Origin of the sequence: Citrobacter youngae (genome assembly GCF_003818115.1) — a bacterium.
GTDB lineage: Bacteria > Pseudomonadota > Gammaproteobacteria > Enterobacterales > Enterobacteriaceae > Citrobacter > Citrobacter youngae.
In genome coordinates, this window is the sequence record NZ_RPOI01000006.1 from 58,278 (window position 1) to 83,024 (window position 24,747).

22 protein-coding genes and 5 pseudogenes are annotated in these 24,747 nt (G+C 56.0%); 5 read left to right on the plus strand and 22 right to left on the minus strand.

The genetic code is table 11. The annotated features are described in order from the left end of the window. Positions 1–139: 139 nt before the first annotated feature. Positions 140–961, minus strand: a complete 822-nt coding sequence (locus tag EHN13_RS05770; protein WP_124021034.1) for a DUF932 domain-containing protein — start codon at positions 959–961, stop codon at positions 140–142. Positions 962–1,052: 91 nt separating this feature from the next. Continuing rightward, a complete protein-coding gene (locus EHN13_RS05775; protein WP_124021035.1) occupies positions 1,053–1,916 on the minus strand; it encodes a GTPase family protein in 864 nt (287 codons plus the stop codon). A gap of 181 nt (positions 1,917–2,097) precedes the next feature. Between EHN13_RS05775 and EHN13_RS05780 the strand changes: the two are divergent. Further along, positions 2,098–3,245 (plus strand): annotated as a pseudogene (locus EHN13_RS05780) (IS3 family transposase). A gap of 50 nt (positions 3,246–3,295) precedes the next feature. Then, positions 3,296–4,275: pseudogene (locus tag EHN13_RS05785) on the plus strand (IS5 family transposase). A gap of 224 nt (positions 4,276–4,499) precedes the next feature. Here EHN13_RS05785 and EHN13_RS05790 read toward each other — a convergent pair. From EHN13_RS05790 to EHN13_RS24095, 17 genes and pseudogenes are all read right to left on the minus strand, one after another. After that, positions 4,500–5,651, minus strand: a complete 1,152-nt coding sequence (locus EHN13_RS05790; protein WP_003847784.1) for a S1C family serine protease — start codon at positions 5,649–5,651, stop codon at positions 4,500–4,502. A 24-nt stretch (positions 5,652–5,675) separates the two neighbouring features. Continuing rightward, a pseudogene (locus tag EHN13_RS05795) lies at positions 5,676–6,645 on the minus strand (zinc metalloprotease HtpX). Beyond that, positions 6,623–7,120, minus strand: coding sequence for a heat resistance protein PsiE-GI (gene psiE-GI / locus EHN13_RS05800; RefSeq protein WP_016154556.1), 498 nt, complete (start codon positions 7,118–7,120; stop codon positions 6,623–6,625). The pseudogene EHN13_RS05795 and the gene psiE-GI overlap by 23 nt, the downstream one beginning before the upstream one ends. Beyond that, positions 7,117–8,832, minus strand: a complete 1,716-nt coding sequence (kefB-GI, locus tag EHN13_RS05805) for a heat resistance system K+/H+ antiporter KefB-GI (protein ID WP_039185889.1) — start codon at positions 8,830–8,832, stop codon at positions 7,117–7,119. Before kefB-GI ends, psiE-GI begins: the two co-directional genes overlap by 4 nt. Positions 8,833–8,835: 3 nt before the next feature. Beyond that, positions 8,836–9,276, minus strand: coding sequence for a heat resistance system thioredoxin Trx-GI (gene trx-GI, locus EHN13_RS05810; RefSeq protein WP_000786816.1), 441 nt, complete (start codon positions 9,274–9,276; stop codon positions 8,836–8,838). Next, positions 9,266–10,411: an RNA polymerase sigma factor gene (locus tag EHN13_RS05815; protein WP_023304019.1), complete on the minus strand. Its 1,146-nt coding sequence runs from the start codon at positions 10,409–10,411 to the stop codon at positions 9,266–9,268. Before EHN13_RS05815 ends, trx-GI begins: the two co-directional genes overlap by 11 nt. Before the next feature lie 79 nt (positions 10,412–10,490). Further along, positions 10,491–11,102 (minus strand): heat resistance membrane protein HdeD-GI, encoded by a 612-nt coding sequence (gene hdeD-GI, locus EHN13_RS05820; RefSeq protein ID WP_047363779.1) that lies wholly within the window; start codon positions 11,100–11,102, stop codon positions 10,491–10,493. A gap of 89 nt (positions 11,103–11,191) precedes the next feature. After that, positions 11,192–12,079, minus strand: a complete 888-nt coding sequence (yfdX2, locus tag EHN13_RS05825; RefSeq protein WP_047363781.1) for a heat resistance protein YfdX2 — start codon at positions 12,077–12,079, stop codon at positions 11,192–11,194. A 102-nt stretch (positions 12,080–12,181) separates the two neighbouring features. Further along, entirely contained in the window at positions 12,182–13,096 is a 915-nt protein-coding gene (gene yfdX1, locus EHN13_RS05830; protein ID WP_057064085.1) for a heat resistance protein YfdX1, read from the minus strand. A gap of 22 nt (positions 13,097–13,118) precedes the next feature. Beyond that, a complete protein-coding gene (gene hsp20-GI, locus EHN13_RS05835) occupies positions 13,119–13,577 on the minus strand; it encodes a small heat shock protein sHSP20-GI (RefSeq protein WP_124021036.1) in 459 nt (152 codons plus the stop codon). 87 nt (positions 13,578–13,664) lie between these two features. Further along, positions 13,665–15,242: an ATP-dependent zinc metalloprotease FtsH gene (ftsH, locus tag EHN13_RS05840; RefSeq protein ID WP_124021037.1), complete on the minus strand. Its 1,578-nt coding sequence runs from the start codon at positions 15,240–15,242 to the stop codon at positions 13,665–13,667. 60 nt (positions 15,243–15,302) lie between these two features. Next, positions 15,303–15,494, minus strand: coding sequence for a hypothetical protein (locus EHN13_RS05845; protein ID WP_001446316.1), 192 nt, complete (start codon positions 15,492–15,494; stop codon positions 15,303–15,305). Then, the gene (gene clpK / locus EHN13_RS05850; RefSeq protein WP_047363789.1) at positions 15,494–18,343 is read right to left on the minus strand and encodes a heat shock survival AAA family ATPase ClpK; all 2,850 of its coding nucleotides are present in this window, start codon (positions 18,341–18,343) and stop codon (positions 15,494–15,496) included. Before clpK ends, EHN13_RS05845 begins: the two co-directional genes overlap by 1 nt. 105 nt (positions 18,344–18,448) lie before the next feature. Then, a complete protein-coding gene (hsp20, locus tag EHN13_RS05855) occupies positions 18,449–19,018 on the minus strand; it encodes a small heat shock protein sHSP20 (RefSeq protein WP_000350435.1) in 570 nt (189 codons plus the stop codon). A 34-nt stretch (positions 19,019–19,052) separates the two neighbouring features. Beyond that, complete coding sequence (locus EHN13_RS05860; protein ID WP_000643630.1) at positions 19,053–19,334, minus strand: helix-turn-helix domain-containing protein; 282 nt, start codon at positions 19,332–19,334, stop codon at positions 19,053–19,055. A gap of 221 nt (positions 19,335–19,555) precedes the next feature. Further along, a complete protein-coding gene (locus tag EHN13_RS05865; RefSeq protein WP_047363791.1) occupies positions 19,556–19,783 on the minus strand; it encodes a hypothetical protein in 228 nt (75 codons plus the stop codon). A 142-nt stretch (positions 19,784–19,925) separates the two neighbouring features. Further along, positions 19,926–20,054: pseudogene (locus tag EHN13_RS24095) on the minus strand (integrase); the annotation flags it as partial. A gap of 72 nt (positions 20,055–20,126) precedes the next feature. On the opposite strand from EHN13_RS24095, the pseudogene EHN13_RS05875 reads away from it, so the two are divergent. Further along, positions 20,127–20,779 (plus strand): annotated as a pseudogene (locus tag EHN13_RS05875) (transposase); the annotation flags it as partial. Next, a complete protein-coding gene (locus EHN13_RS24100) occupies positions 20,774–21,091 on the plus strand; it encodes an ATP-binding protein (protein WP_223861969.1) in 318 nt (105 codons plus the stop codon). The pseudogene EHN13_RS05875 and the gene EHN13_RS24100, both read left to right, overlap by 6 nt. Before the next feature lie 55 nt (positions 21,092–21,146). On the opposite strand, the gene EHN13_RS05880 is transcribed toward EHN13_RS24100, so the two are convergent. The 3 genes from EHN13_RS05880 to EHN13_RS05890 form a co-directional block, all read right to left on the minus strand. Continuing rightward, entirely contained in the window at positions 21,147–21,767 is a 621-nt protein-coding gene (locus EHN13_RS05880) for an inovirus Gp2 family protein (protein WP_057064095.1), read from the minus strand. A 241-nt stretch (positions 21,768–22,008) separates the two neighbouring features. After that, positions 22,009–23,406, minus strand: coding sequence for a YfjI family protein (locus tag EHN13_RS05885; RefSeq protein ID WP_024194836.1), 1,398 nt, complete (start codon positions 23,404–23,406; stop codon positions 22,009–22,011). Between the two features lie 122 nt (positions 23,407–23,528). Further along, positions 23,529–23,741, minus strand: a complete 213-nt coding sequence (locus tag EHN13_RS05890; RefSeq protein ID WP_001549567.1) for an AlpA family transcriptional regulator — start codon at positions 23,739–23,741, stop codon at positions 23,529–23,531. Between the two features lie 125 nt (positions 23,742–23,866). Here EHN13_RS05890 and EHN13_RS05895 point away from each other — a divergent pair, with 125 nt between their 5' ends. Continuing rightward, a complete protein-coding gene (locus EHN13_RS05895) occupies positions 23,867–24,745 on the plus strand; it encodes a hypothetical protein (protein WP_001549566.1) in 879 nt (292 codons plus the stop codon). Positions 24,746–24,747 lie beyond the last annotated feature (2 nt).

Below are 24,747 nucleotides of genomic sequence, written 5' to 3' on the forward strand. Positions count from 1 at the left end.
ACGCAGAAACTATTTTTTATTTCTGCAAAAGCCAGATGTAACGGGGGTTACAGGCTATTACCGGGAGATTGAGGCACACGAGCACGTAGCAATTCGGACAGGTGGTGTCCGATAATAACAATGTGGCAACATAAAACGTCTACTGCAGTTGTGTGAGCAGTGTTTCAGCCATCACCCACAGCGCACGGTTAAGCTTCACGTCCCCGTCAATGCCACGCACGGCACGGGTATGCGTCCGTCCGCCTTTAGCATTACGCCCGCTGAGTCCGCCCTTAATCAGGTTTTCCTGCACACGCTGGTACGTGGTCCAAAGGTCATTGCTCTCATCCTGCCAGCGGCGCGGGGAGAGTATCTGCGATTCAGTAACCGGCTGGTGGTCTTCACCAAAGCGGTATGTGAGAGCGGCTTTTGCCAGTGCCTGCTGTGCCGGAGGCGGCAACAGCAACGACTGCATGGCATCCCGTTTCTCCTCCACCCGGTCAAAAATCCCCAGTACCTCATACGCGCCTTCAATCACCTGACTCACCACGTCCCCCTTGTGCGGCACCCGTACTTCGCCAAACGACTCGCCACAGACAAGGCCGTTCTGACAAACCGCACGAAATAGTCCCGGCAGCATCTGGTACGAACTGCTGCCATCGTGAGAGTTGAGCAGGATTATTTCTGGTACCTGTTTTCCATTAATCTGCCCCTCACGTCGCAGACGCAGCATGTGCTTTGTGTGTTCGCGACGACCTGGGTCACGTACAAGGGTCTGACAGGCAAAGAACGGCTGGAAGCCTTCCCGCTGCAGGCTGTCCAGCAGGGAAATGGTGGGTATATACGTGTAGCGTTCACTACGAGACTCGTGTTTGTCCTCGCTGAATACGCTGGGCACCACCCGTAACAGCTCTTCACGGGTTAAGGGACGGTCACGACGAATAAGATTTGCAGCGCCAAAGCGCGAAGCCAGACGGGTCATAAGCAGACTCCTCATAACGGGAAAACAAATAAAGGGGATCCCCGTCGCATCGGCGACAGGGTCAGGGAAATAACAGGGATGGATTAAATACTCAGAAGAAGAAATCCCAGATGGCGCGGGCCACAGAGACCACGGTGGTGCGCACGGCCTGAATGACGGCCCGCACAGGTGTGGGTATCAGAGGAAAGGCACTGATGCTATCGAGTAGAGCACCGACGGTTTCACCAAAATCGCTTCGAGCCTGTTCCCGGACTACCGTCGTGCGAAAGGAAGGCTGGAGTTGCGACACCACCGGGCTGGTGGCCTCACGTGGCAGGCACTTAATCATCCGCTCGGCCATCACCCTAAGCCCCCATTGTAGACGGACCGACACAGCACACACCGGATGTACGGGCTGGAACAGCTCATGCAGCAGGCAGATTTTGCGGCTGATATTCTGCTTCTGCGCGGTGGACAACGGTCCCCCACCGCTGGTGGGTTCGGCCTTGTCCGACTGGCTTATAACAAACAGCACTTTATGCCGGTATGCCTCCCCAATCACCTGATGATAAAAGTGCTCATCCACTGCCAGTGCCCGGTCATCAGCCTTAATCAGCCACAGCACCAGGTTGAGGCGAGAAAGCTGCTCTCGGTACAGCGCAGCATACTCGGTATCGCGAGTGCCACTTTCGCCCACGCCGGGTAGATCCATCAGCGTCATATAGCGGTCGCCAACCTGCAGTCGAAAGCGCAGTGGCTCACGTGTACAGGCCGCGACATCGCTGACCGGTGATACCTCACTGGCAAACAGGGCATTGCAGAGTGAGGATTTACCGGCACCGCTCTTACCCATAATGCCGATTACTGGCTCGTAATGGGTTAACTGATTTATCTGCTGCAATATACGTTCAGACACCCACTGTGGCAGGCCAGCAAGCGATTGCTGAAACGACTTCAAACCTTCAGAATTGTTCATTAGCTACTCCTCTAAAAAATTTTACAAAAACGGCAGAATCGTGAGATTCTGCCGTTAATCGGGTATGTTCAGAAGAATGATATCTATCTGAAAATAATTTGAATTAAGGTAAGCGACGTGAATCGCCACAGGTTTAACAGACACCTCAGAGTCATTTAAGATGACTTAAAGAGAGGTGCCCATGAGCGGTAAGCGTTATCCCGAAGAGTTTAAAATTGAAGCAGTCAAACAGGTTGTTGATCGCGGTTATTCTGTTGCCAGCGTTGCAACACGTCTCGATATCACCACCCACAGCCTTTACTCCTGGATAAAGAAGTACGGTCCGGATTCTTCCACTAATAAAGAACAGTCAGATGCTCAGGCCGAGCTCCGCCGTCTCCAGAAAGAGCTGAAGCGGGTTACCGACGAACGGGACATATTAAAAAAAGCCGCGGCGTACTTCGCAAAGCTGTCCGGCTGAGGTACGCCTTTATCCGTGACAACACCTGTTGCTGGCCTGTTCGCCTGCTCTGTCGGGTGCTGGATGTTCATCCCAGTGGTTTTTACGCCTGGCTTCAGCAGCCGCATTCACAACGCCATCAGGCAGACCTGAGACTGACAGGACAGATTAAACAGTTCTGGCTGGAATCGGGATGCGTCTATGGTTATCGCAAAATCCATTTGGATCTGCGGGACAGCGGGCAACAGTACGGAGTGAACAGAGTCTGGCGACTGATGAAACGTGTCGGGATAAAGGCTCAGGTCGGATACCGGAGCCCGCGGGCTCGTAAAGGCGAGGCCAGTATCGTGTCGCCCAACAGGCTTCAGCGACAGTTCAATCCGGATGCTCCGGATGAGCGTTAGGTAACGGACATAACCTACATCAGGACCCACGAAGGCTGGCTGTATCTTGCCGTGGTTGTTGATCTGTTCTCACGCAAAATTATCGGCTGGTCCATGCAATCCCGGATGACAAAAGACATTGTCCTGAACGCACTGCTGATGGCTGTATGGCGGCGTAATCCCCAAAAACAGGTGCTGGTTCATTCGGATCAGGGCAGTCAGTACACAAGCCATGAATGGCAGTCGTTCCTGAAATCACACGGCCTGGAGGGCAGCATGAGCCGTCGCGGTAATTGCCATGATAATGCGGTTGCAGAAAGCTTTTTCCAGTTGTTGAAACGCGAACGGATAAAGAAAAAGATCTACGGAACGCGGGAAGAAGCCCGCAGCGATATTTTTGATTACATCGAAATGTTTTATAACAGTAAGCGTCGGCATGGTTCCAGCGATCAGATGTCACCGACAGAATATGAAAACCAGTATTATCAACGGCTCGGAAGTGTCTAAATTATCCGTGGCGATTCAAAATACGCTGATCCCGCCACCCGAGTTCTTCCATGAAGCAGATGACCTTCGCCGACGCCGATATGCCGGCAAGGGCAAGCAGACCCGCAAGGAACTGTTCTTGATCGAGATGGATCAGGTGGTGCCGTGGAAAGGGCTGATTGCCCTGATCGAACCGCATTATCCGAAAGGCGAAGGTGGTCGCCCGGCGTATCCCTTGATGGCGATGCTGCGTATCCATCTGATGCAGAACTGGTTCGGCTACAGCGATCCGGCCATGGAAGAAGCGCTGTACGAGACGACCATCCTACGTCAGTTAGCCGGGCTGAGCATGGAGCGTATTCCTGACGAAACCACCATCCTCAACTTCCGTCGTCTGCTGGAGAAACATGAGCTGGCAGCCGGCATCCTCTGCGTGATCAATGGCTACCTGGGGGATCGCGGTCTGTCGCTGCGCCAGGGCACTATCGTCGATGCCACGCTGATCCACGCGCCCAGTTCAACCAAGAACCAGGACGGCAAGCGCGACCCGGAAATGCACCAGACCAAGAAGGGGAACCAGTATTACTTTGGCATGAAGGCGCACATCGGCGTTGATGATGAATCGGGGCTGGTACACAGCGTGGTGGGCACGGTAGCCACCGTGGCGGATGTCACCCAGGTCGACAAGCTGCTGCACGGCGACGAGAACGTCGTCTGTGCCGATGCCGGCTACACCGGCGTCGAAAAGCGCTCCGAGCATGCCGACCGAGAAGTGATCTGGCAGGTCGCAGCACGCCGCAGCACCTACAAGATGCTCGATAAACGCAGCGCCCTGTACAAAGCCAAGCGCAAGATCGAGAAGGCCAAGGCGCAAGTGCGAGCGAAGGTAGAGCCCCCGTTTCGCGTGATCAAGCGGCAGTTCGGCTACACCAAGGTACGTTTCCGAGGGCTGGTGAGGAACACTGCACAACTGGTGACGCTGTTTGCCCTGTCGAACCTATGGATGGCCCGCCGACATTTGCTGGCAAGCGCAGGAGAGGTGCGCCTGTAATGCGGAAAATGGCCGTCGCAAGGTGCTCGCGACGGCTGAAAGCACCGAAATGAGCGGGTGATCCGATCGTTTTTGATCGGTTCACCGCTTTCAAAATCAGCAGTGGCTGAAGTCAGCCGGAAATACAGGGCTACTTCAGACCATCCCTAACTAGGGCTCGTAGTTCGGCGCAAGGCTGAAGTCGCTTGGCTGCTTCGCTGTGCAGATCCATGACCCACTTTCCATCAAACTCCCGGTTGTAGTTCCACAAGCATCTCGCGAGTCTTGCCGGCCCGCTCCACTAACAAGACCACAACATCTCCAACGTTCTTGTCGTCTAGCCGGGCCTGTAATGTGGTGACGTCGTCGACGGCGATACCGTCGATGCTGATAACGCGATCGCCGGGCACGATGCCGCCTGCGGTGACCTCGACGCCGACGAGCCCGGCCCTGTGCGCCGCCGAGCCCGGCGTCACGCGCAATACGAATACGCCCTTACTGCCGGTCAGCGCCTGCAGACGCGCGTTGAGCTGCTCATCCACCTCGATGCCCAGCGCCGGACGGATGTACTTGCCGGTCTTTATGAGTTGCGGCACCACGCGCATGACGGTATCGACCGGCACCGCAAAGCCTATGCCGGCCGAGGCGCCAGACGGACTGTAGATGGCGGTATTGATTCCGATCAGCCGCCCAGCCGAATCGAGCAGCGGGCCACCGGAATTGCCGGGGTTGATGGCGGCGTCGGTCTGGATCAGGTGATCGATGGCCGGGCCGCCCGCTTCTCCCGGCAACGAGCGGTCGAGCGCGGAGACGATACCAGTGGTGAGCGTCCAGTCCAGGCCGAAGGGGTTGCCGATAGCGAACACCTTCTGACCCACCTTGAGGTCGGCACTGGTGCCGACCGGCACGGCCGGCGGGCGCTTGAAACCGACGCCGATCTTGAGCACGGCGATGTCGTGCGCGGGGCTCGTCCCCACCAGCGCGGCCTGGTAGTCGCGGCCGTCGGCCAGTTTGACGGTGGCTTCGGACGCGCCCTGGATGACGTGGAAGTTGGTGACGACGTGGCCGGCGTCGTCCCAGATGAAGCCCGAGCCAGTGCCGCGCGGCACGGAGAACACGTTGCGCGTCCAGACATCGCGTACTAATTGCGCGGTGGTGATGTAGACCACCGAGGCGCGCGATTTTTCGAACAGTTCGATGGTGGTTTTCTCGTCCGCCGCCAGATCGCCACGCGCCATCACGGTGCGTTCTGCTGCCTCGCGCGGACTGAACCATGCCTCGATGGCGGGCAGAAATTGCCACAGCAGCATGAGTGCGGCAATGCAGGCGGTGATGAAGAGCCCGCGCCGGACGAAGCGGTCCGGCGCGGGGCGTTGGTACGGGTCGAGATAGGCCATGAGACGTCTCCTGTTGATGGGCAATCAGCGCCACAGCCCGCTCGGGCGCCAGCGCGGTGGGCGCGTCGCCAAAGCGGATTCCGGCAAAAAATGGGGCGCGCGGAGTGGCAACGCTGATGCTGGCCCAGGCGCCAGCGTCAGCAGGCGTGCGATGCGCTCTTGCGTTGCCGGACGCGTGCGCAAGCAGGAGGGCTCGGGATTGCCCCATCCCGGCCATAGCCAGGCACGCCAGGAGCGGCTGACCCGCTCGATTTTCGCCAGCGCGGACGCCAGCCCCTGCGGGTCGCCAGTCAGTTCCGCCGCAAGGCGGTCAGCGTCGAACTCACGCACGCGAGACAAGCCGAGCTGTGCGAGCAGGGCCAGCTGGGGCGATGCGGCCAATAACAATAGACCAGGCCAATAGACCTCCGCCGCGCCAACCAGCTGCGCGGGCAGGCTGAGCAGGATCGCGATCTGCCCCATCAGGGCCAGTAGGCTCGTGAGGCGACTGTCGGAATCCGCCAGCCCCATGACACGCAGATCCTCATTAGCGATGTGCGCGACCTCGTGCACGAGCACACCCGCCAGCTCGCGTGGGCTCAGGCTGCGCAGCAGGCAGGCCATCGGTGAGGGCGATCGATGCCTCCTGCTTCGATCCGGTGGCGAAGGCGTTGACGACGGCACTGGGCACATAGTGCGGCACCGGCGTGGCGGGCAAACCGGCACGGGCGGGCAGCTCGCGCAACAGGGCCTACATCTTGTGGGCTTCTTGCGGGTGCAAGGCCCGTACGCGGTACAGGCGCAAGCTCAGCGCCGACGCGGCTACCGGTTCCAGCAGCAACGCACCTGCAACGGCAAACAGCGCTAGCCACAGGCAGCCTTCCCCAAACGGCAGTCTCCCTGCTGCGGCTGCGATCCCGACCATGGTCAGGACCAACAGCCCGGTCTGCAGGCGGTTGAGCCAGCGGTGTTGCAGGAGCGCCGTGCGCGGATCACTGGGATGATGACGGGTCATGCTCAGAGGTCTCGGCGGCGCGGTCGCCGCGCTTGCGCAGCAGCCAGTAGGTCGCACCCAGAGCCAGCGTGGCGCTTGCCAGCGCGGCTATCTTTGCGGGGCTCGCGTCGGAGTCGAGGATCACGAACTTGCGGGAGAGTGCGATCAGCGCGATCAGGACCACCGTCTTGACCTGGATGATGCTGTCCCGACGCAGCGCCACGCGCACGATGGAATGCTTGAACTCCATCGCGATCAAGAGCGTCATGATCATGCCGAACACGCTCTGGAATACCTCGTGGTCCAGGGGATTGAAGGCATCTAGAACCAGCAGCGTGAAGACGATGGAGATGAGCTGGAACAGCGACACCACGATGATGACGGCGATCACCGCCGACAGCACGAGCGCGACGACCTGCTCGAAGCGCTCGTAAAAACTCATGATGGCCAATTGGTCACGTAAGACCTGAAATGGGTTAAGGCGTGTTGATTTCATGACGATGAACTCCCTGGAAAACGGCTGCTGTCGAGACGGCGGCGCATTGCGCTGATGTGTCCTTCAATCAGCTCGGTCGACATGCCAAGCGTCGACATCACCTGTTCCGCCAGCCCAATAGCTGCGGCAAAGGATTGCTGATACACGCGCACGTTGGGCATGGCGCGAAATGCATCGGCCGCGGTCGTACTTCTGCATGACACCCACAAGGTCAGCGCCGGACGGCGCTCGGCAATCGCCTGGGCGATGCGCAACGCTTGCTGGGCATGGGCGAACGTCAGCACCACCAAGTGCGCATGCGTCAAGCCGGCAGCCAGCAAGGTATCGGGCCGACTGGCATCGCCATGGAACACCGGCGCGCCGGCGGCACGCGCGGCCTCGACCTTCTGCGCGTCCGCCTCCAGCAGCAGATGCGCCACGCCGGCGTGGCGAAGAATCTCGCTGACTGTCAGGCCAAGCTCGCCCGCGCCGCAAACGATGACATGGTCTCGATATCGCGTCGTCTGCGCGGCGATCTCGACTTCTTCAGCCTGGGGTGGCTGAATGACGCCGCCGGTGCGGCTCAAGAACCGGGCAAGTACATCGTGATGGCGGATCAGTAGCGGTGCCAGGGCCATGCTGAGCACCAGCGCGACCAGCATGGGTTGGACGACGGTCGCGGGGATCAGATGCTGCTGCAAGACCGTGCCCAACAACAGCAGGGCGAACTCGCCGCCGTGCCCCAACGCTATGCCCGTGCGCCAGGCATCGAGGGCGGACAGGCGCGTCGCCCGCAAGGCCAGCGTATTGAGCAGGATCTTGACCGGTACCAGCACCACCAGCCACGCCAGCACCGCCAGCGGTGCCGAAAGAATCTGTGCTGCGTCCAGTTGCAGGCCGATGGTCACGAAGAACACGCCCGACAACACATCGCGAAACGGCCTGAGGTGGCTTTCCATGTGGTGCCGGAAGTCGCTCTCGCCCAGCACCATCCCGGCGAGGAAGGCCCCCAGGGCGGCGGATACGCCGACCGCGTGCGCAGCGGCGGCGGCAGCCACCACCACGCACAAGGAGACGAGCACGAACGATTCCTCGTGGCCCCGCCGCGCCACCCAGCCCAGCAGGCCATGCAACAGACGGCGCGAGGCGAGGGCCGCTGCCGCGAACAGCAGCAGCACACCGAATACTTCGAGCAGCACATGCTCGATCTTCGGCGACTCGCCGCGCGCCCAGATCGCCAGCAAGGCCAGCAGGGGCACGCTGGCCAGGTCCTGAAAGACCAGCACGGCGATGGCACTGCGTCCGTGGCGGGTGGTGAGCTCGCCTTGGTCGGCCAGTTGTCGGCTGACCAGCGCCGTGGACGACATGGCCGCCGCAGTGCCGAGCAGCGCGGCGCTCTGGCCGGGCTGCCCCAGCCACATCAATAGCAGGATCAGCGGCGGGGCCACGGCGATCATCTGCAGAGCGCCCGCCATCAGCACCGTCCTGCGGGCGAGCCAGAAGTCTCCGAGGGAGAATTCCAGTCCGACCATGAACAACAGCAGCGCCACGCCCAGCTCGGACAGAAAGCTCAGCGTCTCCCCCGGCGCGATCACGCCGATGACTGAGGGGCCCAGTACAACGCCGACAGAGAGATACCCCAGCAAGGCGGGCACTCTGAACGCCGCCGTCGCCATCGCCGCCAGGCTGCAAGCCGCCAGCAGGATTAGTGTAGTGCCGAGCAAGCCCTGCATCGGTCAGCGTCCCACTTGCGTCGACGTCCAGCGCACGATGTCCTGCGCGCCCATCACGCCGGCCTGACGGGCGATCTCCCGCCCACCCTGGAACAGGGCGAGCGTCGGGATGCTGCGGATACCGAACTGCGTGGCCAGGTGGGGCTCAGCCTCGGTATTCACCTTCGCCAGCCGGATCCTCGGTTCGAGCTGGTGCGCCGCTTGCTGGAACTGTGGCGCCATCATCTTGCACGGCCCGCACCATGGCGCCCAGAAATCGACCAGCAGCGGCAGATCGCTGCGCTCCACGTGGCGCGAGAACGTCGCCGTAGTCAACTCGATGGGCTCGCCCGTGAACAAGGGCTGCTGGCAGCGGCCACAGTTGGGATGTTCCGATAGCTTCGCAGTCGGTACGCGGTTGATGGACTGGCAATGCGGGCAGACAAGGTGAAGATCATTCTTCATGGTTCGCCTCCTTGGACCACAGTGAGGCTGCCTCGTTTCGGGTCACAGACAATGCCGACCAATCAACGCCTTGGAGCCAATCGTTCCCGTTTTTGCTTACACCGGCCTCTTCCAGATGAGCAGCGATGAATGCTTCGGCCTGCATGAGCCACCTTCGGACAGCATCTTCCTTACTAGGAATCAGCAGGATTTCAGAGACGCTGCTGGCATTCAGCCCGTCCACACGGATAAGCAGAAAAATGCGCCGCCACAAACGCGGCATGTCCTTCAGCAGGTCAAATGCAAAAGCGAACTCGCTCGACCGATCAATCAGCTCCTCCTGTTCCGCGATCGTTGCGACATCGGGATGCTGACTGCCAGCGAAAATATCGGCCAGCTTGAGTGTGTCATCGTGCTGATAAAATTCGAAGATTTCCTCTTCCACCATGGCCTCGGCCACGTCTTGGGCATCCGGTTCGACCGGCGCGTCCAGAGAAACGGATTCGCCAAATTGCCGGCTGCTTGCCACTTCGTTATCCAGGACGGCGAACAGATGCTTCAAAAGACCGGTGTAAGCCTCTTTTTCCCCCGGCACGGATTGCCATTCCACCTTAGCTCGGACAATCGCTTCATCCACCACGTCGCGCAGCGTCGGATAATCGCACGGTAAATCGCCGACGGCCCGCAGATAAGCCAGCTCACGCCTTGCGACAGCCTCAAGTTTCGACAGTAGAGGCATTTGGGTCACCTCGGCCTCATGGGCGGCTGATGCGGGTTTTGCGGCAATCCGCACCTTGAGCTCGCGCAAGCGCTCGCGTCGTGCTTTGCGCTTGATTTGATCCTGAGCATGCAGTCGGTCAAAATGCTTCTTGGCCTGACGGAACAACGACTGTGCGAGCATCTGCGCGAGGGGCGTCAGCTCGTTATGTGATGCAGTAACGCTGACAATCTTTTTGCCGGGCAGGTGCATATAGCCACTGGCCAGAAATTGCCGCTTGATCTTGTCGCGATCAAGGACGATTTGAAGTCGCGCTGAATCTTTAGTGTGTTTGTCGAGCAATGGCTTGAGGGCGTGCTCGATCACATTTCCCAAAGCTCTCTGCCAAGGTTCATGAAACTCTTTGTCGATAGCTCGATAGCTATATTGTATCTGCATGTATGACTCCTTCGATGTCATTTCTATGGAGGCATGAATCGAGGATGCTCATATCCATAGATTTTGGTTTGGCACGCTCTTACCCCAGGCGCGTTTTGCGAAGACTCCAACTCAAGAACAAAAGCGTGACGCCATAGACTGCCGCATGGAAACCCAACAGCCAGCCTGCGGCCACGAATGACTCGACCGGACGGGTAAAAAATATCCACAAGACGATAGCACCAAGGATAATCGAGAGCAGTCCACTGAGGGCAAGCCAGATTTCACCCTTGATTTCCCGACGCAGCCGAACGGCGGCGGATATCTCCAGCACACCGGTGAAAATCGCCCAGAAGCCCACGCTAGCCCATAAAAAAGAAGCCAAGACTATCGTGGCGACCCAAGGAGCAACCAGGACGACGACGCCCGTAAGTATGCCGACAATGCCGCTGAACAGCAGCCAGCCCCAGCGCTCTTTTTTCTGGATATGGCGCACCGCTGCAAACAAGTTGAACGCGCCATTGACCAAGGAAAATGCGCCGAACAAGATGGTCATGGCCAACAGAGCCGATTGTGGCATCCAGAACGCGAGGGCTGCAAAAATCAATGCCAAGACACCGCGCAGCACAAAAAGCCACCAATTTTGGCTCAGCGAACACAGTGCTTTGGTGGGGTCATCCGCATTGGAATTGGCGATGGTGTCTGTGTTCATGCAATATCTCCTAAAGATCTATACAAAATAAAAAATCAAACACTCATGGGGCAAGAGAGGGGGCGCTATGCGCCCCCTCTCCAGCGGTTTCAGAACAACTTGGACAGTTTTGCCTTGACTTCATCGAGCCAGCCTTTTCCGCAGCCTCCCCCTCCCGTCTTTTCCTTGATTTTCTTGAGTTCAGCGTACAGGGGCTCAAAGTCCTTCCTTTTTCCATAGCCCAGCAGTTCTGCCATTTCCAACTGCTGCCGGGCTTCGTTCAACAATGTCTCCAGGCGCTCATTGGATGCTTCGCTGCGCTGACCATCTTCTACCAGGGGCTCGGCGCGCTTCAGGAGCAGCTTCGCACGCAGGACGGGCAGCGGAAGCACGCTGCGCTCCTCGACCAGCGTGCTGAGCGCTGACTGCAGCGCGGCTTTGGCTTCTTCGATCTTGCCCTGATCGATCAGCGGCACGACTGCCTTCACGGCTGCGGGATAGGACGCCAAAGGGATGTTGGTGACCGTGATCACGATTTCACTGGCCAGCAAAGCCAGCACGTGGCGAGCCTGTTGCACCTCGCCATGTTTGAGGGCATCCAGCGCCTCGTCGGTCATCGCCTCAATGGTTTCCGTGTTGGCGAACAAGTCGTGCACGATGGTGCGCACATCAACGCCGGCCAGGGCGAGCATGGGTTCGCGCGCGACGATCAGCTCCAGCTTTCCCGTCACTTCGGCCAGCGTTGCCAATGCGCGTGCAGTGTCCTTGCCGTCAAGTGCGGCCAGCGCTGATTTGGTCAGCGACAAGGCCGAGACTGCCTCATCGAGGACTTGTTTACGTTTGTCTGCCGCCTGCGAGTCCGTTTCTTTCTGAACCTCAGGCTGTACCTCCGTGACGACTTCAGGCTTGGACTCTGGACTGACAGGAAGGCTGCTTACCGCGGCCTGTTCGTTTATTCCTTCGTTCGTCGCATTGGGATTCGGTGTTTGCTCATTCATGGTGATATGCCTCGTATGAGATAGTGAAAATAGGCGAATCTATTGGGGCTGAATGCGAACATCGCGAGACTGACCGACAGAGCAGTCAGCCCCTTCATCACCTCAAAACAGCTTTTGGATGCGCGTCTTCAACTCGTCGAACCATCCCTTGCCGCTTTTGCCACCAGCCGACTTTTGCTCAATGGACTTCACCTGATCGAAGATGGGTTTGAAGTCCGCCTTCTTGCCATAACCCAGGATCTGCGCCATCTCGATCTCCGTGCGCACGGACGACAGCAAGGTGCTGAGCTCCTCGTTCTGCTTGGCATCGCGCCTGTCGGTCTCGGCCAGCTTTTCAGCTTTTGCCATCGCGGCTTCGGCCCGTAGCACGGGCAGAGGAAAGGCGACCGAGGTCACCACCAGCGTGTTCAGTGCTCGGGCGAGTTCCGCTTTGGCGTTGTCGATCTCGCCGCTGTCGATGAGCCGTGCGGCCGACTTGATCGCTGCCGGGTACGTTGCCATCGGAAGGTTGTCGGTTTGGATTACGATTTCGCTGGCCAGATTGGCAACGATGGGCCGGGCCTTTTGCACCTCGCCATCACCCAACAACTCCCGAGACAACTTGACCGCTTTCTTTACCGATTCCACGTTGGCGTGGATATCGTGGGTGATGACGCGTACATCGACCGGCGCTAAAGCAAGTTTGGCGTCGCGTGCCAATACCAGTTCCAGCTTTCCGCTGGCCAGTTCCAGCGCAGCAAGCGCCTCCTTGGTCTTCTTTGCATCAAGGAGGGTCAAAGCCTCCTGGGTCTTGGTGAGCGCCGTGATGGCGTCTTGAGTGAGCTCGGCACGCTTTTTATCGGCTTCCCGGGCGGCCTTGTCATCTACCTGTGGCTGTGCCGCCTTGGATGCGGCAGAGGGTGCTGCAGCACCTGGGCTAGAACCTGCCGCCGATTGGGCCAGAGCCGGTCCGCTCAGTCCGACGACGACCGCCAGGGCAAGTGCGGAGAAGGTGTATTGTGGCTGTTTGATATTCATGATCTTGGGCTCTTGGTTGAAGTTAGTTGACTGAGATTTCAATCTGTTTCGGTTTGGCTTGCTCGGCCTTGACAAGCCGCACTTCCAGCACGCCGTCTTTCATAGAAGCCGTCACCTTGGTCGGATCAACGTTGTCAGGCAAGACAAAGCTGCGCACAAAGCGGCCATACGCACGTTCGATGCGGTGGAACTTCTTGCCCTGCTCCTCTTTTTCCAGTTTGCGCTCGCCGCTGATGGTGAGCACACCGTTTTCCGCGCTGACGCGCACGGCATCCTTGGGGACCTCCGGCAGATCCAGCTTGAGGAGGAATGCGTTCTCATCCTCGCTGATGTCCGCCATTGGTGCCCAGTCCGCCGTGGTCATGGCTTCGTTGCCGGTACGGGCGCCCTGTCGCTGGGGTATTCGTCCGAACATCGTCGCCAGGCGGTTTTGCAATTCATCCAGTTCCCGGGAGGGGTCCCACGGAGTCAATGCAGACATATCGGTTCTCCTTGAACAATGCCGACGAATTGGATGACGCACTGAACAGAGCCGTCGGTTTACTCTGAATGGCACCTACTACTGTTTTCAGTTCCGAACAAGTCCTTGAGTCAATTGACGGATATCGCTTTCGTCGAGCGTTTCCCGCGCCAGCAGCTCGCGCGCACAGCGCTCCAGCACCGCGCGGTTGATGTCGAGAATCCGGTAGGCGTGCTCGAACACGCCCATCACGATGTCGCGGATAGCCTGATCGATGCGCGCCTGGGTCGATTCGGCCACCCGGCAACCGCCGTGGGCCAGTTCCGGTGTATCGAGAAAGCGGGGCCGCTGCGCCTCGAAGGCGATGTAGCCCAGGCCCTCGTCCATGCCAAAGCGGGTGATCATGTCGCGGGCGATGTCGGTGGCTCGCGCCAGATCGTCCGCCGCCCCGGTAGACAACTCGCCGAACACCAGCTTTTCGGCGGCACGCCCGCCCAGCAGTACGACGATCTTGTGCTCGAGATCGGTACGCGTCATCAGGAAGCGGTCTTCGGTGGGGCGCTGCAAGGTGTAGCCCAGCGCGCCGATGCCGCGCGGGATGATCGAGATCTTGTGTACGGGGTCGGTTTCGGACAGCGCCAGCGCCACCAGCGCATGGCCCATCTCGTGATGGGCCACGGTTTCCCGCTCCTTGGGATTGAGCACGCGGCTCTTCTTTTCCAGGCCCGCCACGATGCGCTCGATGGTCGCGGTGAAGTCCTGCAATTCCACGGCGGACGCACGGCGTCTCCTCGCCGCCAGCGCCGCCTCGTTGACCAGATTGGCGAGGTCCGCGCCGGAAAAGCCCGTGGTCAGTGCGGCTACCTGTTCGAGGTCTACATCCTGGGCCAGCGTCACCTTCTTGACATGAACCTTCAGGATGTCCAGCCGCCCCTTCTTGTCGGGCCGGTCCACCAGCACCTGGCGGTCGAAGCGGCCGGCACGCAGCAGCGCCTGGTCGAGGATTTCGGGGCGGTTGGTGGCGGCGAGGATGATCAGCCCGACCGAGCTGTCGAAGCCGTCCATCTCCGTGAGCAGCTGGTTGAGGGTCTGCTCGCGCTCGTCGTGGCCGCCGACGCCGCGCGCGCGGCCCAGCGCATCGAGCTCGTCGATGAAGATGATGGCCGGCGCCTGCCCTCGGGCCTGCTCGAACAGGTCGCGCACACGGGCCGCACCCACGCCGACGAACATCTCGACAAACTCTGATCCGGAGATGGAGAAGAAGGGCACCGCCGCCTCGCCGGCAACAGCCTTGGTCAGCAATGTCTTGCCGGTGCCCGGTGGGCCGACCAGCAACACGCCCTTGGGAATGCGCGCCCCGAGACGGTCATAGTCCTGCGGATTCTTCAGGAAATCGACGATCTCGACCAGCTCCGCCTTGGCCTCATCCCCCCCCGCCACAAAGGCGAACGTCACACCGGTGTTCTTTTCCACGAACACCTTGACGCGGCTCTTACCGATGTTGAGAAACCCGCCCATGCCCTGCTTCTCGGCGAAGCGGCGGAACAGGAAGAACCAGACGCCAAAGAAGGATACCGCTGACAGGATCCACGACAGCACATCGCGCAGCCAGTAGCTCTGCAAACTCAGCAACAGCAGGAGGGCAACGATCCAGTAGCCGGTATTCCATTGATTCTTTTTTTCCATGGGCCTTGTTCCTCGAAAGTCGAGTTGCCAGAGGATCAGGTGAACAGACGGGCCGCACCGTCACGCAAACGGATGGCCAGCGAGTGGGAGGGCAGTGCCGCCGCTGATGAGCAGCCCCCACGGCGTGGCCGACCGCGGATCACGCTTGTAGACGACCGCGTGACCCGCGGCCACGACCGCCACCGCGATTGATGCCAGGGAGGCTGCCCATGCCAGGCCGATGGGGTCGGACACGGCAGCCTCGCCCGCCATCAAGATGCGTCGCTCGCCGACTTCTTCTTGCGCGAGCCTTTGCCAGCGTCGCCGTGCGGCGTCTCGGTCGCCTTCGCGACATCCGGCTGCTCCGGCTCGGCCGGGGTCTGCGGTAGCTCTTTGCGTTCGAACACCACGCGTTCGGCCTTGTCGTCCCAGCGTGCGCTGGCGTGATCGCCCTTGCCGATGCTGCCACCGAGCATCTCGCGCGCCAGCGCAGTTTCCAGCTCGCTGCGGATCAGGCGCTTGAGTTCACGCGCACCGAACTCGGGTTTGTAGCCTTCTTCCGCGAAATGGTCGATCAGCGTCTGATCGAAAGTGAGCGTCACGCCCTGGCTGGCGGCGCTGCGCGCCACGCGATCGAGCTGCAGGCCGACGATGTGGCGGATCTCCTCCTTGCCCAGCGCATGGAAGACGATGATCTCGTCGATGCGGTTGAGGAACTCGGGCCGGAAGTGGCCGCGCAGCACGTCCATGACCTCGGCCTTGGTCTTTTCGTACTCCTCGTCGGCCGCCCCACGCGCCTTCAGCCGTCGCTGGATGATGTCCGAACCCAGGTTGGACGTGGCGATGATGATGGTGTTGGTGAAATCCACCACCCGGCCCTTGCCGTCGGTGAGGCGACCGTCGTCGAACACTTGCAGCAGGATGTTGTAGACGTCAGGGTGTGCCTTCTCGATCTCGTCGAGCAGCAGCACGCTGTAGGGCTTGCGCCGCACCTTCTCGGTGAGCTGACCGCCTTCGTCGTAACCGACATAGCCCGGAGGCGCGCCCACCAGCCGCGCCACTGTATGGCGTTCGCCATATTCCGACATGTCGATGCGCAACAGGGCGTGCTCATCGCCGTAGATCGATTCGGCCAATGCCTTGGCGAGCTCGGTCTTGCCCACCCCGGTCGGGCCCAGAAACAGGAAGGTAGCCACCGGTTTGCTGCCTTCGCGCAGGCCGGCGCGGGACAGCCGCACGGCATCGGCCACGGCACGGACCGCCTCGTCTTGTCCCACCAGGCGCTCGTGCAGCCGTTGTTCCAAGTGCAGCAGCTTTTCGCGCTCTTCCACCGTCAACTCGTTGACCGGGATGCCGGTCAGGCGCGAGACGATCTGCGCCACGTGTTCCGCCTTGACCTCGGCACTGCCGGAGGCCCGCTCCCGCTCCCAGTTCTCGACGAGCTTCTTGAGCTCGGCCTCCTTGGCTTCGATGCGCTTGCCGAGCTCGGCGGCCTGGTCGTACTGCTTGCGCGCGGCCACGTAATCCTGTTCACGCCGCAGCTGGTGCAGTTCGGACTCCAGCTCCTGCACGGCCACCGGCCGGGCCGTGGCCGACAGCTTGACGCGCGCGGCCGCCTGGTCGAGCAGGTCGATCGCCTTGTCCGGCAGGAAGCGCGCCGTGATATAGCGGTCGGACAACTCGGCCGCCGCGATGATCGCGTCCTCGGAGATGCTGACCTTGTGGTGCGCCTCGAAGGTGTCGCGCAGGCCGCGCAGAATCATGATGGCCTGGGCCACCGTCGGCTCGGGCACCGTCACCGGCTGGAAGCGCCGCTCCAGTGCGGCATCCTTCTCGATGTATTTCTGGTACTCGTTCAGCGTCGTGGCGCCGATCAGGTTGAGTTCACCGCGAGCCATCATCGGTTTGAACACGTTGGCCACGTCCAGCCCGCCTTCGCCACCGCCCTGGCCGGCACCGACGATGGTGTGCACCTCGTCGATGAACAAAATCAGCTCGCCCTGGTGCTCGGTCACCTCCTTCAGCACCTTCTGCACGCGCTCCTCGAACTCGCCGCGATATTTGGCGCCGGCCACCATGGCGTTGATGTTGAGTTCCACCAGGCGCTTGTCGCGCAAGGTCTCGGGCACTTCACCCGCCACCATGCGCTGCGCCAGCCCTTCGACGATGGCGGTCTTGCCCACACCCGGCTCGCCGATCAGCACCGGGTTGTTCTTCTTGCGCCGGGCCAGCACCTCGATGGTGGTTTCGATCTCCTGCGCGCGGCCGATCACCGGGTCGAGCTTGCCGTCGCGCGCCATCTTGGTCAGGTCGCGCGAGTACTTGTCGAGTTCTGGCGTGTTGGTCGGCGTCTCAGCGCGTCCATCCTCGGCGCCCTTGCCGACCACCTTGCTGACCTGTTGGCGCAGCGCCTGCGGCGTCAGGCCGTAGCGGCGCAGCAGGTTGGCGGCCAGCCCTTCGCCTTCCTCGGCCAGACCGATCAGGAAATGCTCTGGACCGACATAAGAATGGCCGAGTTCATTGGAGGCCACGAAGGCGCGGCTGAGCGCATCCTTCACGCGCGGCGACACGCCGATCTCGCCCTCGAAGGGCTTGTCCCCGCGCTTGGCCTCAGACTCGATCTGCCGCTTGAGGTCATCGACCTTGATCTTGAACTGACCCAGGATGGTCTTGACCACGTCGCTGTCGGCCAGCGCCAGCAGCAGATGTTCGGTATCCACCTCGGAGCGGCCAAATTCGGCAGCGTGTTTGGCGGCCTCCTGCAACAAGGCTTCCGACTGTTCGCTGATGCGGCTGGCCAGCCCACTGCCGCGACGGCGCGGCGCACCCGAACTTGCGGCGGCGGGCTCGCCAAACGAGGCATCGACCACGTCATCGGTATCGGCGGCAACTGGCGTCGCGTCGTCGCCGATGCGGAAGAAGTCACTGCCGAGGAAGTCCTCGAACAGGCCGCTGCGCGAACCGAACAAGGCTTCCAGCGGCGAAACGGTGCGCTTTTGCTGGCGCACTAATTGCCGGTAATGGTCGTCGCACAACAGCATGGTGCTGTGACGACCGTTGAGATTGGCTTCCACCCGCACGGTGGCGGGTTGGCCGCAGACCTGGCATTGTTTTCTGGCCATGCTGATGCTCCTTAGAAGGTTGAAAAGGTTGAGGCGACGAGGCATCGCGAGCCGCGACACCTCGTCTCGGGCCGGGTTTTTCTTGTGACGAACGAGCCGGCGACGTCAGCCGTTGATCGGGATCGAGCGTCCCTGCTTCGGCGCGCTGACCTCGCGCTTGTCGATCGTGACCGTGAGCACCCCGTTCTTGAACGATGCCTTGATCGAATCCTGGTTGGCGTCGTCAGGCAGGTTCAAGGCACGCTGAAAGCTGCCGTAGGAGCGCTCCACACGGTGGAAGCCACCTTCCTTCTTCTCCTGTTCCTGGCGCTTCTCGCCACGCACCATCAGCACGTCGTTGTCGAGGGTGATCTGGATGTCCTTCTCCTCGACACCGGGCACTTCCAGGGCAATCTTGTACTGCTTGTCGGTTTCCTGGATGTCCAGGGCCGGCTTCAGCATGCCCGACCAATCGGATGGCCACTGCGGCATGTTCAACGCCGGAAAACCGAAGCCCCGGAATGCGTCATCGAACAGCCGGTCGATTTCCCGATGCAGTTGCAGGATCGGGCTGACTGGCCCGCTCGCCGCTGGCAGGTCATTGCGCTGCACCGGCAGGGAAGAGGCGGTCTGCTGCTCTTGCTGCTCGTTCTTGAACCAGTTCCAGGGAGCCAACTTCTTGAAATCGATGTCCATGTCATACCTCCAGAAAAATTGGAAAACGAGTTACTCAAGCCCTTTGCCTGCTGCGACGGGCAGTGCGCCCAGGCGACACGGGCTGCTCGGATGACTTCTGCTGTTCACGCTTGCGCATCACCTCCTTCTTTGCTCCGGCTCGGGTCTGATCATTGATGCACTGATCGATTTCACTTTGACGAAGCCGCCACGTCCCGCCCACCTTGAAAGCCGGAATTTCCCCGTGTGCGGCGAGCCGATAAAGCGTCCGCTTGCCGACTTTCAAGTACGCAGCCAATTCATCGAGCGTGAAAATCACCTGTAGGTGCGCTTTCATCTCACCCTCTCCAATCGCGTCGCTTTGCGGTTCCGGCCAAGGAAATCCTTGCAATACTTTGTAACATTAGACCTACTATGAAAAACTTCAAGAGTCAATGTGCAGCGTTCTCCCGCCCCATTGATGCAGATCAACTGCTCAGGCAAGGCACAGGGGGGCGGCCTGATCAGGCAATGGACAGCGCCTGGCTCCTCAGCCTGCGTGTGCCACAGGCGCCTCGATCAAACACCGATCCTCACGTTGTAGCCGAGTGCCCGCAGCCCCTTGCTTGTCTGCATGTTCCTTGGCGGAAACTCGTCTGGGCGCGCCCAGACGACGATTTCCCCGAGGCTGCTCAGGCCAACGTGCGGAATTGCCCAGTCGTCGCTGCGGATCGCGTTCCAGAGTCGGGCCGAAACACTTCCGTTGCCCCAGACAACGTAGTTCAACAGTATCCGTCCGGCCAACATGTTATATATTAGTCTTGCGATGTATTTCTGGTTGTTTTTTTGCTCGTTTTTTTGTTTGATACTGGTTCATATTCACATAATTATATAAGTAATGTAATAATGTTCTATTCGATAAGTTAACGAGGGGCTTACGCCCCTTTTCTTATGGGTTGTCAATTTCTGAATAGCGTAGCAATTCGATGTACTGCTGTAGCTCAACAGGGGAGGCGGCATTCTTGCTGTATGTTTTGAAACTCTTCGTTTCTCCTCTCGAATGACCCAGAAGAAGGGCTGAAGTGGTTTACTGAATTTGGCCACCTGAACAGAGGTGATATGCTCACCTCAGAACATTACAGGTGCTTCAATGAAAAAAAGAAATTTCAGCGCAGAGTTTAAACGCGAATCCGCTCAACTGGTCCTTGATCAGAACTACACCGTTGCAGCTGCGGCCAGTGCTATGGATGTCGGCCTTTCTACCATGACGCGATGGGTAAAGCAGTTGCGGGATGAACGACAAGGCAAAATACCTAAAGCCTTTCCTATAACCCCGGAGCAGATTGAAATACGTGAGCTGAAGAAAAAAATACAACGCATTGAAATGGAAAACGACATATTAAAAAAGGCTACCGCGCTCTTGATGTCAGACTCCCTGAACAATTCTCGCTAATCGGGAAACTCAGAGCGCAGTATCCTGTGGTCACACTTTGCCACGTGTTCGGGGTTCATCGTAGCAGCTACAAATACTGGGGAAAAAGCCTCGAAAAGCCAGATGGCAGGCGAGCTGTGTTACGCAGTCAGGTTTTGGAGCTGCATAACATCAGTCATGGTTCTGCTGGCGCAAGAAGTATCGCGATTATGGCAACCCTGAGAGGCTTCAAAATGGGACGCTGGCTTGCCGGAAAGCTCATGAAAGAACTGGGTCTGGTGAGTTATCAGCAGCCTACCCACCGATATAAACGTGGTGGTCATGAACACATAGTTATCCCGAATCGCCTTGAGCGACAGTTCGCAGTGACTGCACTGGCTCATCGTGACTGGACACGCTTTGTTGAGATAGAGATTGGCTTGTATAGCAATCGATTTGAAGTTATTAGCCCAGGGGCGCTGAATAATTCGATGTCGGTTGAAAAGATGGTTGCAGGTCAGCGTTCACCACGTAATACGATTATCATGGAAGTCTTACGTGATTATGGTTACGTTGATTTCAGGGGGATGGGAGTCAGGACAAAGATTATTCCACTAACACAGGCCATGAGTGGCCAACTCCCTGAGTTTACTGCAACAGATGATTATTTGAAAACAATACTTTATCGCTCACCATCGTCTTGATATATAAGGTCTGGCCTTTCCATCCATAAGAAAGGCCATTGCTGAAAAAAATAAATTACCCGCGACTGCATCCGAAATTTCTGTCACCATCACCGTATAGCTTAGTATCTAATTTGGCTAAGTAATCCAGTCGGTTAAGAAGCTTTTTGTATTCATCCTCAAAGTTAAAGTCATTCACATCTAATATATAGCGGCAATTTTTAGGGAAATGGACTAGTCCTGCGTAATCATCCAACTCCAGATCCAATGCGCTATACCATGCCCGTATAATCATCATCCGTAAGTTGCTTTCAGTCTCATAATCGCCTAAATGGTAATAAGCATCCTTATTAAAAAAAAGACCGAGATGAAAGTGGCATTTTCCCTCTTCAGAAAATTCCCTTACCCATATATGTCTCGTTCGATTACGATATATTCTTTTCCCTTCAGTTGCTCTCATTTTTTCATTTGCATCTAATATAGCATTTAGAGAATTGCGAAATCGAGATATCACTCCAGGCTCTAGGTTTGGGAAACAACATACAGTATCACCTCTGTCAAGGATAGGTGGGTAATGCACATCAACACGCAATGCCATTGTTCTTGAGAATTCACCGATAGCATTTTGGACTACATCTTCAATATTTTTTCTATAGGCGATTACATGCTCACCATGGGAACCATTGTATAATTTCATGATTTATTTCTCGTATGATTTTAGGAGTTGTTTATACTAATAGATCACGTATGTGTTACTCGTTGTAGAAATGTTTTTTTAAGTTGCATCTAACTGTATAGATAAGTCTGAGTGATATCACTGTTATGATTCTGTATATGTTAGTATATATTACCTATCCAACATAAAAACACTTTCAAATTAACTTTAAGCCAAGTGTTACATCATTTCATAATGAAAAAACAACTCTGCAATTATTTGCCTATTGTACTGGTTGTATATAGAGAATTTTACCGAAATGTGTTACTACTATTCTTTGGTTAATAAGTAAGATATTAAGCAGTTCATCCATTTTAATTTTATTTCTGAATCGATAAGGTCCGTATTGAAGAATCTTCGTTTTACTTATATGCGGTGGGAAAGTACTAGCACAATAATTTTTTATCCAGGAGTATAGTTCGTCACTTTCATTATTAACAAGAGTAAATTCTGAAACTTTAGAGAACAATCTTTTGTACTCATCAACATACCAGGCACTTATCTGAATTGCAGCTTCCACAGCTTTAATTGATATATCTTCGTTACGACCTTCGAAATAATGGAGTAATGCAGCAATCCTTGCCATATTCTCTGCCATTTTTGAAGCATAATCCTTCATGTTGGATAAATAACCAATTTCGCTCATTTCCGATTCAGTTCTGTTATAAAATGAGATCCATAGTTGCTCTGCCTGCGGAGAGAGTCGTAGGATCATTCGCTCACCTTTGCCCTTTCTTATAATACTATCATTAACTATCTCAAGCAGTCGGCTATGGAATACTGGTAAGTGTTCACTGGATATCACTGGACTTGTAATCTGCCGGAATCCTTGTCTTGAATCGGGCTGGCAAATCAAGCAACGGGCAAAAAAACCAATCCCTTTAGCCATATCACCTTTACGCTCAATATACTTATGAAATACTGTAGGTTGTATCATCATAGATAATGTCATTCTGGCGTCATGAATTAAACGTTCAGGAGAGTTTTTTCTATCAACGGAAAAATTTGAACCATCCCACATCTTGTTTATGAAAGGAAGTTCATTCAATGTATGCCCATTAAATATGGTCCCTGCTTCATCCGACATAATACCCACGGACTTCCATTCTCCACAAAGATAATCTTTAATTGCGGCTGGCGTTGCATCATTAAACATCAGCCTATATCTAACAGGTTCTTTAGGTTTGTTTTCAAATAGAAACCTCAATTGTTCATTCGTTATACTGCAATCTTTATTACGACGAGTATCAGATTTTAGTTTTGACTCCAGTGCTTTTGTTTTGATAATAAAAGCTGCTTTGTCATTCATCCATAATTGTAAATCTTGGCTATGTTTTTCAAACCAAATTTTTTCCTGTTGATACAGCGGTTTCATGAAAATCTTATCAACAGTACTTTTTCTTTCTCCTGATTCAGCAAGCGTCAGCAAAAAAAGTGAAACGGGGCTACATAGACCATTTAGTCTACAAACGTCAATTCTGTTTTGGCACACTAATGAAATTGCTCCAAGCGCCGATGCTGATATCAACGATAGAGGAGCTTGTGTTTGTCGCTCTACTTCATAAATTGCATTTCTGATTAGCGACGGAAAAACATGGACAGGAAATGGATGGGTGCTCAATTTTAAATCCTCTAAATTTTTTTGGGGAATATCGCTAACTGCTATTTTTGCTACAAATAGCAAAAATAGCAGTGTATTATTAGTTTTGTACGCATTTAGGGTGTACTCATGGATCTGTATATTCAGATAAGTTTGCTACGCCGTGTTAACCATTCATCAATCTCTGCTTCAACCCATCCAACCGATTTAACTCCGAGCATTCGCTTTTTGGGAAAAGTTGAGTCGTAACGCGGTGATTTGGGGTTCAACCAGTCGTAGATTGTTGCCCTTGCCATACCAGTTTTTTGGATTACCGCAGGTAAGCGGAGTATCCTAACGGTTGATGGATTGTTCATGCTTGGTTGCCTCTCATTAGTTCATTTTGGTTGTAGAAAGATTAGCGGCAAGTACTAATGCAAAAAATCCGCGTACCAAAAAAACATTTTTTACAACACTTAACTAATTGATATTTGGTGTTTTTATGTTGACAGCGATTGAGTTTTGCGAAGAAATTAGTCAAAAAGCGGTTTGGCTTTCTGGGCAGATGGTTGAATGTGATTGGGACATATACGTTGATGTGCTCAGCGAAAGTTATCCCGTGATACGAAAGGAACTCAGCGAGATGCGAGATCAATTCTGGAATTCTGATAAGGTAGGAACTCGTGTGATTTTGTACAGTGATCCATCACGTAAGGAGTATAAATATTCTACTGTTGACGGAGTGGAGCAATTAAAAGAGGAATATACAGAATTATATGATCCAGCTCAGGAATGCTGGAAACAGTTAAAATTACGTATTTTCAGAGAAACATTTTGTCATCTTATTCAGGATCCTTTTTTAATTAATGATGTGTTTAAATCACATCTATTTTTTGCCTCAATGTCTTATCAATGGGGAAAGTCAGTTATGTCGGAGAATGAATGTGTTGCTATTAAAGCGTTCATTAAGTCAGCTGAATTATTTGACAGATGTATTGGTATGTCATGGTTTCATGTTTCTGTATGTACCCAAAAAAAATTATCACATGTTAGAGCTAAGGCCGGAAAAGAAGGTGGGAACAGTAAATCAGAAGTGTATCGAATAATTCAGGATAAGCTTGTTTATTTAATCAATAGCTCCGTACCTGAAGGTGGGTGGAAAAGTAAAGCAGCTGCGGTAAATGACCTCATTGACCCCTTATGGAAATTTGTCGAAGAGTCAAATTTTGAAATTAATAATCAAAGTAAAAAATACCGGATATCAACAATGAGCCCTGATGCGTTGGCAGATACCATTATAAAAAACTGGTCAAGAAATATTGAAAGTGTCAAATTGGCTTTAGATAATACGGTTACTAGAAAAAAGAAAACCAAAGGGTAAAA

What these genes read in the sequence shown, in the direction of transcription:
- hdeD-GI (WP_047363779.1), bottom strand. Translation starts at nt 11,102, where the DNA reads ATGAACACAGACACCATCGCCAATTCCAATGCGGATGACCCCACCAAA.
- hsp20 (WP_000350435.1), bottom strand. Translation starts at nt 19,018, where the DNA reads ATGGACATCGATTTCAAGAAGTTGGCTCCCTGGAACTGGTTCAAGAAC.
- psiE-GI (WP_016154556.1), bottom strand. Translation starts at nt 7,120, where the DNA reads ATGAAATCAACACGCCTTAACCCATTTCAGGTCTTACGTGACCAATTG.
- ftsH (WP_124021037.1), bottom strand. Translation starts at nt 15,242, where the DNA reads ATGGAAAAAAAGAATCAATGGAATACCGGCTACTGGATCGTTGCCCTC.
- EHN13_RS05895 (WP_001549566.1), top strand. Translation starts at nt 23,867, where the DNA reads ATGTTGACAGCGATTGAGTTTTGCGAAGAAATTAGTCAAAAAGCGGTT.
- EHN13_RS05790 (WP_003847784.1), bottom strand. Translation starts at nt 5,651, where the DNA reads ATGGCCTATCTCGACCCGTACCAACGCCCCGCGCCGGACCGCTTCGTC.
- hsp20-GI (WP_124021036.1), bottom strand. Translation starts at nt 13,577, where the DNA reads ATGTCTGCATTGACTCCGTGGGACCCCTCCCGGGAACTGGATGAATTG.
- EHN13_RS05865 (WP_047363791.1), bottom strand. Translation starts at nt 19,783, where the DNA reads ATGTTGGCCGGACGGATACTGTTGAACTACGTTGTCTGGGGCAACGGA.
- EHN13_RS05845 (WP_001446316.1), bottom strand. Translation starts at nt 15,494, where the DNA reads ATGGCGGGCGAGGCTGCCGTGTCCGACCCCATCGGCCTGGCATGGGCA.
- kefB-GI (WP_039185889.1), bottom strand. Translation starts at nt 8,832, where the DNA reads ATGCAGGGCTTGCTCGGCACTACACTAATCCTGCTGGCGGCTTGCAGC.
- yfdX1 (WP_057064085.1), bottom strand. Translation starts at nt 13,096, where the DNA reads ATGAATATCAAACAGCCACAATACACCTTCTCCGCACTTGCCCTGGCG.
- trx-GI (WP_000786816.1), bottom strand. Translation starts at nt 9,276, where the DNA reads ATGAAGAATGATCTTCACCTTGTCTGCCCGCATTGCCAGTCCATCAAC.
- EHN13_RS05815 (WP_023304019.1), bottom strand. Translation starts at nt 10,411, where the DNA reads ATGCAGATACAATATAGCTATCGAGCTATCGACAAAGAGTTTCATGAA.
- clpK (WP_047363789.1), bottom strand. Translation starts at nt 18,343, where the DNA reads ATGGCCAGAAAACAATGCCAGGTCTGCGGCCAACCCGCCACCGTGCGG.
- EHN13_RS05890 (WP_001549567.1), bottom strand. Translation starts at nt 23,741, where the DNA reads ATGAACAATCCATCAACCGTTAGGATACTCCGCTTACCTGCGGTAATC.
- EHN13_RS05880 (WP_057064095.1), bottom strand. Translation starts at nt 21,767, where the DNA reads ATGAAATTATACAATGGTTCCCATGGTGAGCATGTAATCGCCTATAGA.
- EHN13_RS05770 (WP_124021034.1), bottom strand. Translation starts at nt 961, where the DNA reads ATGACCCGTCTGGCTTCGCGCTTTGGCGCTGCAAATCTTATTCGTCGT.
- EHN13_RS05775 (WP_124021035.1), bottom strand. Translation starts at nt 1,916, where the DNA reads ATGAACAATTCTGAAGGTTTGAAGTCGTTTCAGCAATCGCTTGCTGGC.
- yfdX2 (WP_047363781.1), bottom strand. Translation starts at nt 12,079, where the DNA reads ATGAATGAGCAAACACCGAATCCCAATGCGACGAACGAAGGAATAAAC.
- EHN13_RS05860 (WP_000643630.1), bottom strand. Translation starts at nt 19,334, where the DNA reads ATGAAAGCGCACCTACAGGTGATTTTCACGCTCGATGAATTGGCTGCG.